We start from the raw sequence: 14,964 nt of genomic DNA, 5'->3' as shown, positions 1-14,964 counted from the left end.
TCCACTATAAAACTGCCTTCTTTTCAAGGAATTAAAATTTCGTTCACAGAACCTAGAGATTTTTATCAACAAAAGAATGGATATAAATCAAAACATTAGTCTCAAATTTGAGCTTGTTAATGGGTATTTCCAAAATGGACTTAAATCTTGTTTGCCTAAACTTCTAAACGAAACGTGTACCGATACAATTCCTGGATTAACATTTTTACGCATTGCTGTATTATTAAAGAACAAACAAGCAGTGAATGTTCTATTAAAACATAAAGCGGCAGTTACAAATAGTTTTCTTCAGCTAAATCCAGATGAGCTGGCGCACATGCTGAATAATTACGAAATTGCTGAAATTATTAAGACTTATCCTGGAGTTATTCGCTCATCAGCTGAAGATAATAATGAGATAAAAACTAGTTTAAGTCATTCAGGAACGTTTACATTTTTTAATAAACCTAACCAATTAATAACTTCTACTTCACATCCTTCTTTGAGATTGTAGGGAAAGTAAAGGGGCACTGCCATAAAGTTTTAATAAAAGTACGTCAATCCTTCGTCGCTAACTCCTCAGGATGACGGCCAAATTCTTAACTTAATGACAGTGAGAAAAGAGGGATTCGAGACGAAATTTATGATTTCAAAGACTTAGCATTTAAACTGTAAATTTTGACTCGAATGAGGTTGCTATCTCTATCTGCAGCAATACTCAATACTAATTTTGTGGAATTTTAAGGTCTTCAATCGTTGCTATTGTTACCGAATTTGCTGTTCGTTTTGAAAAACGTTCAACAATGCAAACTACTGCTTGCTTTATTGTTTGCCAATTTCTGTTATTTCTAGTAAAAAAATTAGCCAGATAAGCTCTATGAATAAAGATCATATTATGGGATAATATTTGCCCATCTGAGACAATATTTGTTTGTTTATATGAAAATAAAAGCATTTTACTTAATGATATCTATTCTTTTTCCTGTCACTTTATTTGCTAATAGTGCAACATGTCCTTTATCGAATGGGATTAATGTACATACCAAAAAGCAAATTTTAAATATTTGTAAACAAGGCTCGGTAATTAAGACGTTTAAAGTAGCGCTTGGATATAAAGGTGTGGGTAAAAAAAAGGCGGGAGATAATAAAACTCCAATTGGTTTATATGGCTTGGCGCATCCAAGAAAATCCAATCAATTCAAAGTGTTTATTCCTATACTTTATCCTACCTCAAAACAACGAGCAGCAGGGTATACTGGCAGAGATGTTGGGATCCATGGCCCAACGCAATCATCAGGTCGTTTTAGTTGGTTAAATAGCTTACCAGGTTCAACTCGAGGATGTGTTGCTGTTGGCAAAAATAACTACATCGAATATGTGGCTGATTGGGTAAAAGCAAATCCTGGAGCTAAGGTTTTAATTATTTAGTTTGAACGTAGCATCTTTTCAAGAGAAGAGGGTGGGACTGTCCACCCGTTTGCATTAAGTTTATTTAGCCTTCAAACAAGCATTGTTATATGAAAATATTGAGGCACTATGTACCTGGTGCTACAAGTCGTCCGTTTATTTTCATAATGATTAAAATGTATTAGTCTAATTTGGTATTTTTCAAAAATCGTGCCAGTCAAGACTGTTTTTTTAATTATTTTATTGTTATCATGCACGACTAAATATCTAAATTAGTTTTTTCTCGCCTGTGGATATTTTTTCCAGACTCTTTTGCTATTTATCCTAAATCAAAACTCAGTTTCTTAATTAGCCCTTGCTGCATCAGGCATATCTTCTTTTTATTATTTTATAACATGTGTTTATTTATCCACATTTTCTGTGGATATCTCTGTGAATAGGCTCTTAGTTTTCTAATAAATTCAGGTGTAAGCAGGATGAGAATGAATTAGGCCTAGCGATCCGGAACTTGCGCTCTGGCGCAAAAATTCAAAAGGTTAGATCGGAAAATCGCCAATAACATCATTATACTTATCTTGTGCATCAGCCAAGCTCAATTTGGAATAAATTTCTAAAGAGTCTCTTTTAACATGACCTGAATAAGGTTGAATAAAAGCATCATCGATATTTTTTTTCTTAAACCAGGTAAATAAAAAATGTCTTAGCTTGTGAGGAGAGATAGAGCGTTCAATACCAGCAAGCTTAGTATATCTCATCAGAATTTTTCTAATTCCACGATCAGTATAGTGACGACGAAATCCTGACTCGAATAAAAATAGCCTGTTTTCATTTTTATATTGTTTTATATGAAGAGGCAATGTTTCTTTAAATGCCGGTGAAAAAGGTACAACCCTATCTTTTTTCCTTTTCCTTGGTTTATTTTTATTCGACAATTGGTCAAATCAACATCAGATAACTGTATATTAATTAACTCACTAACCCTTATTCCAGTATAAAGCAAAACTTTTACGATAAGCATAGGAACTATATCGTGGGATTCCCAAACTGCTTTATAAAAAAGCTTAATTTCATCTTCTGTGGGTACATAGGGTAAGCGTTTTGGTGTTGCGGTAACCTCGATATTAAGATTCTCTCTTACAAACCTGAACACGTCTCTAAGATAATCATAATTAGGATTCTGTGCCTTAAGCAAACTTGAAACTCTTTGTGCCATTTTTTTAGCTGATATTCGTTCCATTAGGCCACATAAACAGTCAAAGCACGAAAGCAATTTGTTAATTAGGAACTTGTGTTGAATTTACACTTCACAGCACGATCTTTAGTGCCAGACCCAAAAGAGAAGTTACAGAACACTTTACAGGCTCAGTTCGCATTTGCCCCGTTTCTGTAATTTAACCCATATTTAATTCCTTATGTCCTGGAAGTGGATCCAAGTCGCCCCTCAGCGCAGAGGTCTTAATGTAGGGCCAGAATCTTCTCTTTCGCCCCTTACCACTTCATGCAACGAACGTTTTGCTAACGTTTTTGTTACGGGCTCATCCTCAACAGTTTCTGGTGTTTCTGATTGCAAAAGGGTATCGACCGCTTCCATTGGCCCATCTTTTTTTACATCATTTTTGGTTAATTTGGCTAGCTTCATTATTGAGTCAGTAAAATCAATGGCCTCTTTTTTATCCTCTTTGCGCTGTTGTTTGTGTTCATCGGGTATCACCGGTTCAGTGGGGGCTCCCCTAGAAAATACAGCTTCAAAGGCGCTGGCGATAAGTTTACCAAACGAACGTAACCCAGATTTTATAGCATTTAGTTTGTCCGCAAACCAATTTTCAACAGCTGAGCGACCTATTTTTATGCGAATTGGGTCGAGAACCTTATCCCTGATTCGTTTAATGTGCCTTACCTCATCAGCATGATTTGCTTTATGTAGCTCATTGGCTTCCGGAAAAGCGTTTTGTAAACCTCGAAGATAAGAAATTTGATTTGCAAATTCAGCAGTATCTTTTACTGTAATCCCTTGAACCGCTACGGATAATTTTTCATAAATTTTAGGTTTTGTAGTATCTGAGGGTTTTCCCTGCATATCATGCTCATTAAAGTGGCAGTGAACTCTCATCATCTCTTCATGGATGTCAGAAGCTACTTTAAAGACATGTATCAGAGGTAGATTCTCAAAATCATCATACGTTTTTGATAAAAATTGTTCAGTTATCGCTTTAGTGTCACCTTGCTGCAATAATTGATTAAACTCTACAAGCTTTTTAGCAATCATTGGAGGATTAGAGTCATACATTGCAAAAAGTAATTCTCCTAACTCATTTTCATTCAGTGTCCCTAGGGTGATTGCAAATTGTTCTTTAATCAGGCGATGATCTAAACGTTTAATTAATCGGTCATGGATTAAGGCATTTAGTGTTTCTTTATCCAAATTTTTTAAAGGAGCGTCTTCAGATGATGCTAAATCCTCTATAAACGTAACCGCTTCTTCTAACCTGTGATCTAACTGTTTCACTTCTACCAGCTCAGAAAATAGTTGATCCAGATTATCCATCTCTCCTTCAAAGAGCTTAATTCTGGCTGCTAATTTACTTCTTTTGTCATCATCTTTCAGAACCTCTGCAATTTTACTTAAATCTTGTTCATTATAAGCAAGCTGAACGACGCTTAAAAACTGACTGGAACGTAAATACTCACTGATTATTTCGACTTCCGTCACGTCTTGAAGACTGGTTACCTGGTTTTCTACGAAGTCTGTTAATGAACGGAGGTGTTTTTCCTCAATTTTCGCTATTTTGCTCTCTTTAGGATCCAAGTCATTCAAATCATTTAATAATTTAAGTAGAGATGGTTTCATGCCTTCAAAATCATCAACATTCATGCCGCTCAACAATGCTTCATTTTGAACGATAAAGTCAAATAATTTATCATCTGGAATCGCTTTACAATGTTCAATGAAATCACTTCTTGCCGTATCATCAGAAATATATTTTGCCAGAATGGGAATCAATGTCGCTTTGGTAGGCTTAGATAGTGATTCAATAACATCCTGCTTCAATAAAGCACTGGGATTGGTATCTTTTTGTGACAGCATTGCCGTAATTTCTTTTTTGGCAGCCTCGGCATTATCACCTACAAAGTCCAGTTTCATGCCAGCTGCTTCAGCGACACCATCAACTAGTTTGTTCGGGTCCCGTGCGTCATCCCCAAGCTTCACCAGCTTATCAGCCACGGCATCAGCAACTATTGAGTCTGCTTTTATTTTTTCCTTAAGTACTAGGTATTGCTCCAAAGGGATTAGTGTCGAAAAAAATTTTAAAAAATTATCGTCTATTACAATGTTCTTAGCATAGTTTCCTTTAACCGCTTCGACGAACCCTTTTTGGCGCGTCACCGCTTTAGTAACTCCCCAAAACAAAGCCTTCACTCCATTAGCTGCATTTGCAACACTAAATGTCTGTTTGGTGTTCAAAACTGCTTGCATGCCTTCAGTCACTTGTTGTTCAACAACCTTAGGTGATTGGGCGCTGGTAATCTTTTCTCCGGTTATCTCGGATAATACAAAATTTGCAATTTCTTCGGTGGGCTTCCCATCATCATCCATTTGTTGAAGGGTTTCTGAGTGCTCCTTCATGAATGCTTCAATCGTGTCATCGGTTATTTTACCTTGAATGGTTTTCCTTTGATCATAGGGGCACAAATTTATCATCGAAGGAATAATTTTTTCTTTGTATATTCCTTTTAACTCATTAAACTTGTCGTCATTCATTGCTTTCACAGGTGAGTCTTCTAATTCTTTCTGTAAATCGCTCATCCCTTGTTGGTAGGCTTCTATCAATTCCTCTGGATTTTGAACCGCATTTTCTCCCAGGTGGGTATTGAATAATTCAAATACCGCTTTTTGATCCTCTATATCAATGCCACCGTCTTCCCCTCGAAGGAATTTTGCATGGCCCTCAAGCATGGCTTTGCAGAATTGTTGCCCGACTTCATGCGTTAGCCCATTTTCTAATTTTTCCTGGTCTTCAGGCATTAAAAGAGGCATCATTTTTGCCTTGATTCCTTTTATAAAGTCGTCACTAATTCCCTGAGTAATTTGCGCTTGGGTTTTCTCATCCAGTATCTCTTTTAGGCCTTTGCTGAATTTTTCTTGATAAGATTTACCCAGGTTAATGGCATCGATGATATCAGAACCTTTGATGCCTTTGGTGTCCTCCATTTGTTGAAAGAGTTTTATCACAATCTCTTTCACTTCTTCTTCCTGGATATCATCTTTTTGTAATGGTTCAAACAAATTTTTATTTTTATTCATAAATCCGAGTAGGTCAGGATGAGCATCAAGTGCTTTTTTGGCGCGTTCATAGTAGCCATCCGAAATAAACTTCAGTAGCATAGGTTTTATTGCTTCCTTTTCATATGTTTCAGTCTGCTCTCTTAACTCTGTTTTTAGATACTTTTTAGGATTTCTTAAGACGATTGCTTGAATGATGTCTCGTTGCTTGCTAAACATGACTAATATTTCAGCAGAAACAAAACGCTTGGCAATTAATTGTCTGATGTTCGTGTTGCTCAGCATCTTATGATAAACCCTGTCAGCCTGTTTAGTGCTATTACCAACAGCTTTTTGTAATTCACGTTTTGGCTCTCTCTGCTGCGACCATGTGTATACTGTAGCAATGGCAGTCATCACATTACCAATAAAGTGGACCAGGCCTGATAATCTATTAGAATTTTCAACATTATTAACGTGTTCATCGAGTCTTTTTTCAGCTTGCTTGAGCACTTTGCTTAATTGTCTGCGACTGATTTTTATTTCGTGGTTATTAAGACTATTAATTTCTCTTAAGTCCTCACGTATCATCAGCATTATTTTACGACGATACCTCTCAGTATCAAAACTACCGTCTGGTTCGACGCGGTCATGGTATTCTGAAATAATGTCTTGAGCTAACTTGTCCCCCAGTAGCTTTAAGTAGGCTTCTCTAAAAGAGCGCATGCCCTGGAAGTATTCTTTGTAATAGTCTTCTTTGTCTAAATTTCTCAGTGCAAATGCGGAAGTCTGACCGTTACCAAGCGAATGAACAAACAACGGTTCAATGGTTTCATCTAAACCACGGTTACGTCCTAATCCCTGCAATAATTTATCAGGGCCGTTTAGGCGCTGACCACCGTGGTTGCACACATCGACAACCGTATGTAAATTCAAATCACTGAACCCTTCTGTTTTTCGATTACTCATATATGCGCCAACAAAACCTAACTTGAAATATTGGTCAGCCTGAGATTCTGTTATGTCTGCATAATTTGGTGTAAAGCGATTTTCTTCAGCGTCTGGATTAAGCGCTTCGATTGGTTTCAAGGATCTTGGCTTAGCTTGACCGGACTTCATACCACTTTCATCATACAAACGATAAGTATTTCGTTTTAAGCCCCAGAATGGTCTTGGTTTGCCTTGCATATCTAATTCAATGGGCAAGTCTTTGCTTCTCATATCGTCCATCACGCATAAGACAAGATGGTCTTTTGCATAGGCATCAAATCCTGTATCACGTACAATAAATGCCATGCATTTGTCTTCAGATGGATCGTTTATCAAATATTGATTTTGTTGATCTGGTGAATATTTATTGTTTGATAATTGATGACGTAGGTTTTTAGCCATCCCGGTAAGTATGGTACTGATTTGATCTGCCCCTTGAGCATCAATCTTATTGGCTAATCTTCTCTGATAATGCTCTTTTGAACGGTCTGCTGGTTTAATCTCGTCATAATCGATTTGATGCTCAGATAATAATTTTTTGTCAAATGGTGTGAGCTCATCTTGTGTAATTACACCCAAATTTAGAAGTGCATGAAGCCTATAAACTTCTGGGTTTTCTTGACGATATTTATTCAGCTCAAGAAGATTCATCCCCATGGCATCCGTTAGGATGTGATCGAGAAAATTATGAGAAATATTGGCTTTAAGATGCTGATCCATTGCTTGTTGCTTATGAGCCATATTTTGGGCGCTCTCAATGGTTTTCTCTTGAGCCTCAGCATCCATAGATGCTAATTCATTTTTATCGAGACCTATCAGGCCAAGCCCGATTTCCAGCATTTCTTCATCATACAAAGCCGAATCAACATCATCAATTTGCAGTAACTGTCCGATTGCTTCTCGGGAATATAAATTCCCATTGTCGTAGACTTCTCGACTCTGTGGCTCATTTATTCGGTGACATAAATTAATTAAGGAGTCTGGGTCATCAACTAAAAACAACATTTTTCGGCGAACTGAGTGTTGGATTCTTCCATCGACGTCTTGCATGATAAAAGGTAGATCATCCATTACTTGAACAGCTGCCGACGTGGGTTGTTTCTGGATGGAGTCTGATAAGAAGATGTTAAACCATCGTTGAATACGAGCAAAAAATCCTACTGTATTGCCATTTTTATCGCTGGCTGATTTTGCATTAAGTGTTATGGTTTTTGGGATCTTACCTTGATTTGCCTGTTCCTTTTGCTTATTGGACATGGTGGCAACAGGATTTTTCCCACATAAATCATAGGTTTCTTCATTAGGGGTGGCGGTTAAAAAGCAGGATAAAAAACGCTCTGATAAATCAATTAATCTCAACCGACGACGTTCGACGCGCATTAATAAATGCTGTTCGTCAAAGCTTAACATGAACTCTTGTTCATCACACTCGCTCAGTTGCTCATAGTAATCATCCAATGCTTGAAATGCATTACCGACAACAATATCCTTTTCCTGATCTTTTTCTTGACCTAAAAACCCTTCTTTATCACCCATTCTGCCAATTTTTTCATCAACTAACGATTCTGGCAACAGGCGCTTTAGATCGCCAATAAATTGATCAACAAGGTTACCTGGAGCTCCAAAAAATCCTTTCATTCCCGCTGAATGCAAGCAGGCAAGCCATAACGCTTGCACGAATGTTTTCCCTGATCCTGTCGCGAGTGCGACTAACAGATTTGAAACGTCTTCGCCTGCAACTAATCGTTCTCTTATTTTGTGCAAAGTGACAAGGTGAGTACGATAAAGTGGAATCTTATCTCCACCGATGCGAATAGAGGAACTCCCATCATGATTGTCGACATTGATATAAGGATGTGGTTGTTTTGGGTCTATCTCTATAGATTGGTTAGCGAGCAATGCGACCAGTTGTTCAGCATTATCTGGGTTTGCAATCTCATCAAAGGTCATTATTTGAGATTTTTGTTGTGGGGTAATATGAATTGAGTAGGTGCCATCGAGCATCGGCATTAATTTGATAGCACCATTTAAATTTCCAACTTTAAATAGCTTTTGCGTTTCACCTGATGCGATCATTTGATGCGCCACTTCAGATAAGGACTGTTTTGGATCACCGAATATTTTTGTACTCTCGGTACAATCGAGGGCAACATAGCCGCTATAAACCCGATCTATGCCTTCAATAAGCTTATTTTTTGCTGCTGTATCTAGTTTCATAATGAATCTCAGGCTTTTTAATATTTATTAAAGTATATAACATAAACATTAAGATTATATTATTCGCTTTAAGCCTTTTAAATGGCACCGTCAAGTTAACTTTTGGCCTAGACTGTATTTTATTTACAGGAAGAATGCGATGCTAGAAAGGAAGCCGAAAAGATACCGCTATCCATTGGAATGAATCAGCATCTCGGTCATCGATTTAACGACAGTTACCGGGATTTCTTGGAGCGCTTGCTGTACCGAGGTATTGATGTCAGCTATGAAACGATACGTCAATGGTGTATTAAATTTGAGTCCCATTTTAAGAGCGTCATTAAGAAACGAGCGTCTAGACCATCGGACAAATGGCACCTGGATGAGCAGCAATTACGCATACGTGGTGCGTATTATTTATGGCGTGCCGTGGATGATGAGGGCTATGAACTGGAGCACCAAACCAGCCCAACAACGAAGAAGCCAATTTCAGTCGGCCAAAGATATTTGGCCTGGCACTAAAGATCGTGCTGTGAAGTGTAAATTCAACACAAGTTCCTAATTAACAAATTGCTCATTGCTTGTTACCATCATAGGTAATCATACGATTTAACTTAGTTAAAAAATAGAAATTTGAGAGTGCAGTGCTATTTTAGTCAGGAGAAGTCTCCAGCAATCGGATTAGGTTGTTCTTTGTTATATCGCCGAACACCATTGTACCATAGAGCCATGTCTTGGTTAAAAAGAATGTGGGGTATGTGCTCTTGCTGCTTGGTATTGCAGGAAAGAGTGTAAACTGGATAATAAAGGTTTTATCCAGTTTGCTATTAATCATTTATAGCCGTTTAAATTAAGGATTATTACAATTCGGTTATTACCCAAATTCTGCGAGTTCTTCTCGTAATCGCTTTTCTTCAAATAAATCTTCAATTTTCCGGCGTCGTTCTAATTTGGTAGAAGGGCTTGCTTCTGGAATAATTGGTGCTGCTTCAGTTACTTCTTCAATATCATTATCAAAGTCATCAAAACCGCGAGTACTCATAGCCATCTCCCTAGCTAACCCGTTGAATTCCATTTCTGAAAAAGGAGTTACAACTTGAATTATATTTATGCGAATCAACATTTTTCGTTGAAATCTTATTTAAAATAACAGAATTCGGGGCTAAGGAACAGTGGAATTTTTTGAGCATATGTTCAAGGCTAAAAAAGAACAGTCCGAGGCAACGATGAGTATGTTACCCGAACTATTCCTTATCCATTGCTGGTTATGTTTCGTGTTGCTACAAAAACATGCCTTCGCGTTATTTAGGTCCACTTGCAGAAGAGCTCGCAGTAGCCGCTTGCTCCGCTTCTTCATCAGGCTCTTCCTCTTCCGCTGGAGGATTAGCTAAATGCTCTGCCCTTATGTTTTTCATTGCTGCTTTAACGTTTGTAACTTTAGCTGCTTCCGCCTTAGGGAGGCTTAAGCCCTGCAGTTCTGCTTTAATTTCGTTCTCTCTTTGTCTCAGATCTCTTAATTCGCTAGGAGCATCTTTATAAATGTCTTCGAGTTTTAAGGTTCTCCCTTTTCCATCTCGAATACTGATGTTGTCAATCAAAATTCCTGATCTTACAGATGCCATATAGGCTTGTTTTGCTCTTTCCATCAGTGTGTCTTCATCACCAATATCAATAGTCCAATCAATTTTGTCAAATCCCTGTGCTTTAATAGCCTGAGCTATAAGCAACATATCAGCAAGTGGTTTTTGCTGGAGACTTTGATTGTATCTTGGGCTTATCGCTGGGAAATATAATACGAATGTGCCTGGTTGGGGCTGCTTTATCTCCATGCCTGTTATGGATTCGAATTGCGTTATGTCGGCAAGCTGGGCATGACTTAATTTTGCCTTCTCACGGTCAATATTGACCATAATTCCAGTGGGTTCATCTTTAGCCAGCCCCAGTTTTCTTCTATTTTCTTCGGCAAGAATCTCAAGCATTGCAACGTTGCTTGCATTTGCTTTCTTAATCGTCTCTATTACACCCATTTTTTGCATTTCTGCTGCCGCAGCTTTATGCAGCGTATTTAATGATTCAGAAGTGGCTTTATCAAACTCGCTTAATTGCTTTTTATGGGCAGAGGTCAGATCTTTGATCATGTTATTTTTGATGACCTCTATTTTCACATCTGCGTCAGCATCATTTTTATCAATGCTGTATGTTTTCATTAAATTGTCTTTAAATGTCTGATCTCCAAATTGAGCGGCTAATTGTTGCTTATCAAGATTATGTTGAGTAACCACGGCGGCTCTTGATTTATCGACATAATATTTCATGGTGCTTATTACATCTTGAGCGCCAAAGCCGTCTTGAGGTATTCGCTTTACCAAATCTTTGAAGGTTGCGACATTTTTATTAAATTTACTCATGGCTTTATCATAAGCATTTGATGGTTTTAGAGTGGCAGCTACTTGAGTTTGTACTGCATTTGCTGCGCTAGATATAGTGGCATCAGGGTGTTTGGCTTTTTCAAGAATAGACACACCATCAGGCCCGGTCATCGCTCCTGTGACTTTGATATTATCTTCTATTCTCTGTGCATCAAGTTTCTTAAAAGCTGTTGCCGCAAAAGAAGGGTTATTTCCTAAGCCTATAACCTGGTGATAAGCCTCTCCTAGCTTTAAAATTTGAGTTGGTGTCAGGTCTTTTATCAGTTTGTCTGATTTAAGATACTTGCCAATTAATGGGATACTTTGAAGGAGAGGCTTATGCATATCAGCTACCTACAATATAATTTAGTTACTCAAAGTATATCACTATTTTATTAAGAAAAAATTAAGCGTATGAAAACCCGATCAAGACGTGATCGGGTTGAATGATAATAAATTTACCAGGCAGGTATTGCAGCATCACCAAACAATTTTTTCGCTTTGGCTTTAACTTGTTCTGAGTTTAATGCTTTAACAAATAATTCCAACTGAGGTCTTTTTTGCGTGTCTTTGCGAATAACAATGATATTGGCATAGGGAGAGTCTTTACTCTCTGTAAGCAAGGCATCAATACTGGGAGATAATCCTGCCGGTAGAGCGAAGGTTGTATTAATTACTGCTGCGGCAACGTCTGGTAATACTCTGGGTAATTGAGCAGCATCCATTTCTTTAAATTGTAATTTCTTAGGGTTGCTTTCAATACTGGGCACTCCTGCATTGGCTGCATCATTTAAGGTGATTAAATGAGATTCCTCAAGTAATAAAAAAGCACGCATTTCGTTACTGGGATCATTGGGGACGGCAATAATACTGTTCTCTGGAATATCTTCCAGAGATTTATATTTTTTGGAATAAATGCCCATAGGATAGACGAAGGTTCTGCCTATGGCCTGCAGATTATATCCATGAGCCAGGATGGCTGCTTTTAAGTAAGGTAGATGCTGATAGACATTGGCATCCAGGCTACCATCCTGTAATGCTTCGTTCGGTAAATTGTAGTCATTAAATTCTACAATTTTGATGTTTAGGCCGTATTCTTTTTCAGCTACTTCTTTGGCTGTTTCAATCAGTTCGGTTTCTGGACCTGCTATAGTTCCTATAACCAGAGTATTAGGCGAGGGCTTGCTACTGCAGGCAACCAGGCTGAATATTAATACCAAATAACTTAGAATTCGCATTATAGGCTCTCTTAAATTAATGATGTGAAAAACGTTTCGCTAAATAATCACCAAGCATTTGCATGATTTGGACCAGTATTATTAATACAATTACTGTTGACAGCATGATACCCGCATTAAAACGCTGATAACCATAGTTTATGGCCAGAGTGCCTAATCCGCCAGCTCCTACTGTACCTGCCATTGCAGAGTAATTAACCAAAGTAATGGCTGTCACTGTGATTGCATGAATTAATCCAGGTCGAGCTTCTGGTAATAATATATGATAGATGATCTGGCGGGTTGTTGCTCCCATTGAGTATCCTGTTTCAATAAGGCCTGCGGGTAGGCTTTGATAAACATTATCTACCAGCCGTGCGAAAAATGGAGTTGCTCCTAGCGTTAGAGGGACGATTGCTGCATTCATTCCAATAGACGTTCCAACGATAAGGCGAGTTAATGGGATGATCGCTACTAATAAAATAATAAACGGAATAGAGCGAAAAATATTAATGAGCGCAGAAAGTATTTTATGTAATTTTGGATTGGGTTTTATGTGTTTGGCAGAATACAGTAAGGTACCTAAGGGCAGGCCAAGGAGTACGGCAAATAAAGTACTGGTAAATACCATATACAGTGTTTCACCGGTTGCATTGAGTAAATCATATACCATTGGGTAAGACATAGCCTAAAATCTCCACAGTTAAATCAGCTTGCTTACAACGCTCAATAAAAGCTTCAAGCAGCAATGGGTTTGCTGTTAATTCCACAACCAGAACACCGCACGTGATTGCATCGTAGCGATCGATGTTGGCCAATAAAATATTAATATCCAGGTTCAGTTCTCGGCTGGTTTGGCTGATGAAAGGAACTGTTGCTTCTTCTCCTTTGAAAAATAAACGAAGCAGGGGTTTTTCTGTAGCATAATCGGCTAGTCGGCTGGTAAGGCATTGAGGAAGCTCGGGGCTTAACTGAGCATAGAGCATGCTACGTGCCAGACTGTCTTCATTATTAAATACATTGGACAGGGCGGTTGTCTCAACTATCAATCCCCTTTCCATGACAGAAAGTCTGTTGCAAATTCGCTTCACCACATCCATTTCATGAGTAATGACGACTATCGTGATGCCATATAAGCTATTTATTTTTTTTAATAATGCCAGAATAGAATCTGTTGTTTCAGGATCAAGTGCGGAGGTTGCTTCATCGCAAAGTAGTATTTTGGGGGAGCAACTTAAGGCTCGGGCAATAGCAACGCGTTGTTTTTGACCACCACTTAGTTGTGATGGGTAGGCATGTTTTTTATCAGTTAACTCGACGATAGGTAATAACTCATCAATTTTAACTTTAATGTCTTCTTCACTTATTCCCTGAATGCGCATGGGAAGAGCGATATTATCGTAAACAGTTTTGGAGCTTAATAAGTTAAAATGTTGGAATATCATCGCGATTTTGTGACGCGCTATTGCGAGATTTTTAGTAGACAGCTCCATGAGGTTTTGGCCATCAATAATGACTTCCCCTGTATCTGGTCTTTCTAATAAATTGATACACCGCAGTAAAGTAGATTTTCCCGCTCCACTTTTACCTATAATGCCAAATATTTCGCCTTCCTGGATAAATAAGTTAATGTCTTTTAACGCGAGTTTTCCCGCAAAGGATTTAGTTAATCCACACAATTCTATCATTGCTATAACCTGGAATATGCTGCGGAAGACTAAGAGGGATGTGATACTATGCCCGCTTTAGCCGTATTTTCAAAAAAGTTAACTCTTTTGAGCGTCCGCAAGCTGAGTTTTCAAATCGACGCTGGCAGACAGTATACACAAACTGGTGTTGTAAACAAAGAGGAAAATGGACTTATATTTCCTAAACTTGATGTTTATTGACAATTTTTCGCGTTGTTGTCCCCTTACGATTTTGTTCGCTAATAGATAAAATTGAATCAAAATAAGTCTAGTCGCTAAATATTATAGTACACTTAATATAGATGAATTGCTTAAGGGATAATCAAAATGCAAATCAATGAAGATGCTTTGGAATTAGTTATGGATAAGCAAAAGATAGCTGAAATGGTATCTAATCGGGCATTTTATCGAGATCGCAGGGAATGGGATAATTTAAGAAATTGTTTTACGCCTGATGGAAGCATTGTGACCTTGTTCTACACTGGCCCTGTAGATGGCTTTCTGGAGGCAGTGAAGAAAATGAATGAGAGTAAGCATCTCATCGCAAACATGCAAATTACAGTAAATCAAAAAAGAGCTATTTGTGAAAGCAGCACCATATTTTCCGGCAGAATAAAACTAAACAATATGGATGCCGATATGACTGTTTTTTGTCGGGTCTTTGATTTTTTTGAAAAAGATAATGATAAAAACTGGCATATTAAAAAAAGGGTAGTAGATTATGAAAAAGATAGAATAGATCCCATTGGTTTAAGAGGTTTACTCTGATATTTATGTTATCCCAAAAAGAAATTGGAACACTATCCTGATGGATGTAA

The 14,964-nt window shown here is 37.9% G+C and carries 10 protein-coding genes and 1 pseudogene; 4 read left to right on the top strand and 7 right to left on the bottom strand.

All coding sequences use genetic code 11. The annotated features are described in order from the left end of the window. Positions 1–151 precede the first annotated feature (151 nt). Both Q0495_RS00295 and Q0495_RS00290 read left to right on the top strand, forming a co-directional pair. On the top strand, positions 152–493 hold the full coding sequence (locus Q0495_RS00295; protein WP_298621901.1) for a hypothetical protein: 342 nt from the start codon (positions 152–154) through the stop codon (positions 491–493). Between the two features lie 425 nt (positions 494–918). Continuing rightward, positions 919–1,407, top strand: coding sequence for a L,D-transpeptidase family protein (locus Q0495_RS00290; RefSeq protein WP_367274357.1), 489 nt, complete (start codon positions 919–921; stop codon positions 1,405–1,407). 515 nt (positions 1,408–1,922) lie between these two features. On the opposite strand, the pseudogene Q0495_RS00285 reads toward Q0495_RS00290, so the two are convergent. Together Q0495_RS00285 and Q0495_RS00280 are read right to left on the bottom strand one after the other, a co-directional pair. Then, positions 1,923–2,404: pseudogene (locus tag Q0495_RS00285) on the bottom strand (tyrosine-type recombinase/integrase). A 423-nt stretch (positions 2,405–2,827) separates the two neighbouring features. After that, positions 2,828–8,854: a DEAD/DEAH box helicase family protein gene (locus Q0495_RS00280; RefSeq protein ID WP_298621897.1), complete on the bottom strand. Its 6,027-nt coding sequence runs from the start codon at positions 8,852–8,854 to the stop codon at positions 2,828–2,830. Between the two features lie 180 nt (positions 8,855–9,034). Between Q0495_RS00280 and Q0495_RS00275 the strand changes: the two genes are divergently transcribed. Beyond that, positions 9,035–9,355 (top strand): hypothetical protein, encoded by a 321-nt coding sequence (locus tag Q0495_RS00275; RefSeq protein ID WP_298621895.1) that lies wholly within the window; start codon positions 9,035–9,037, stop codon positions 9,353–9,355. A gap of 352 nt (positions 9,356–9,707) precedes the next feature. Here Q0495_RS00275 and Q0495_RS00270 read toward each other — a convergent pair whose 3' ends face one another. From Q0495_RS00270 to Q0495_RS00250, 5 genes are all read right to left on the bottom strand, one after another. Next, complete coding sequence (locus tag Q0495_RS00270; RefSeq protein WP_298621894.1) at positions 9,708–9,875, bottom strand: PA3496 family putative envelope integrity protein; 168 nt, start codon at positions 9,873–9,875, stop codon at positions 9,708–9,710. A gap of 259 nt (positions 9,876–10,134) precedes the next feature. After that, positions 10,135–11,586, bottom strand: coding sequence for a hypothetical protein (locus tag Q0495_RS00265; protein WP_298621893.1), 1,452 nt, complete (start codon positions 11,584–11,586; stop codon positions 10,135–10,137). Positions 11,587–11,699: 113 nt separating this feature from the next. Continuing rightward, positions 11,700–12,479, bottom strand: a complete 780-nt coding sequence (locus Q0495_RS00260) for a MetQ/NlpA family ABC transporter substrate-binding protein (RefSeq protein WP_298621892.1) — start codon at positions 12,477–12,479, stop codon at positions 11,700–11,702. A 16-nt stretch (positions 12,480–12,495) separates the two neighbouring features. Continuing rightward, entirely contained in the window at positions 12,496–13,143 is a 648-nt protein-coding gene (locus Q0495_RS00255; protein WP_298621891.1) for a methionine ABC transporter permease, read from the bottom strand. After that, on the bottom strand, positions 13,121–14,146 hold the full coding sequence (locus Q0495_RS00250; RefSeq protein ID WP_298621890.1) for a methionine ABC transporter ATP-binding protein: 1,026 nt from the start codon (positions 14,144–14,146) through the stop codon (positions 13,121–13,123). The genes Q0495_RS00255 and Q0495_RS00250 overlap by 23 nt, the downstream gene beginning before the upstream one ends. Positions 14,147–14,473: 327 nt before the next feature. Between Q0495_RS00250 and Q0495_RS00245 the strand changes: the two genes are divergently transcribed. Continuing rightward, the gene (locus Q0495_RS00245; protein WP_298621888.1) at positions 14,474–14,914 is read left to right on the top strand and encodes a nuclear transport factor 2 family protein; all 441 of its coding nucleotides are present in this window, start codon (positions 14,474–14,476) and stop codon (positions 14,912–14,914) included. Positions 14,915–14,964: the final 50 nt, after the last annotated feature.

The sequence above is a fragment of the uncultured Legionella sp. genome, from assembly GCF_937871865.1.
Classification (GTDB): Bacteria; Pseudomonadota; Gammaproteobacteria; order Legionellales; family Legionellaceae; genus Legionella.
The sequence above is the reverse complement of the archived record's forward strand: the minus strand, read 5'-3'. Positions and strand labels throughout refer to the sequence as shown.

Bases quoted from the DNA above. Each gene is read 5' to 3' on its own strand.
- Q0495_RS00290 (WP_367274357.1), top strand. From the start codon at position 919: ATGAAAATAAAAGCATTTTACTTAATGATATCTATTCTTTTTCCTGTC.
- Q0495_RS00280 (WP_298621897.1), bottom strand. From the start codon at position 8,854: ATGAAACTAGATACAGCAGCAAAAAATAAGCTTATTGAAGGCATAGAT.
- Q0495_RS00275 (WP_298621895.1), top strand. From the start codon at position 9,035: ATGAATCAGCATCTCGGTCATCGATTTAACGACAGTTACCGGGATTTC.
- Q0495_RS00270 (WP_298621894.1), bottom strand. From the start codon at position 9,875: ATGAGTACTCGCGGTTTTGATGACTTTGATAATGATATTGAAGAAGTA.
- Q0495_RS00265 (WP_298621893.1), bottom strand. From the start codon at position 11,586: ATGCATAAGCCTCTCCTTCAAAGTATCCCATTAATTGGCAAGTATCTT.
- Q0495_RS00260 (WP_298621892.1), bottom strand. From the start codon at position 12,479: ATGCGAATTCTAAGTTATTTGGTATTAATATTCAGCCTGGTTGCCTGC.
- Q0495_RS00255 (WP_298621891.1), bottom strand. From the start codon at position 13,143: ATGTCTTACCCAATGGTATATGATTTACTCAATGCAACCGGTGAAACA.
- Q0495_RS00250 (WP_298621890.1), bottom strand. From the start codon at position 14,146: ATGATAGAATTGTGTGGATTAACTAAATCCTTTGCGGGAAAACTCGCG.
- Q0495_RS00245 (WP_298621888.1), top strand. From the start codon at position 14,474: ATGCAAATCAATGAAGATGCTTTGGAATTAGTTATGGATAAGCAAAAG.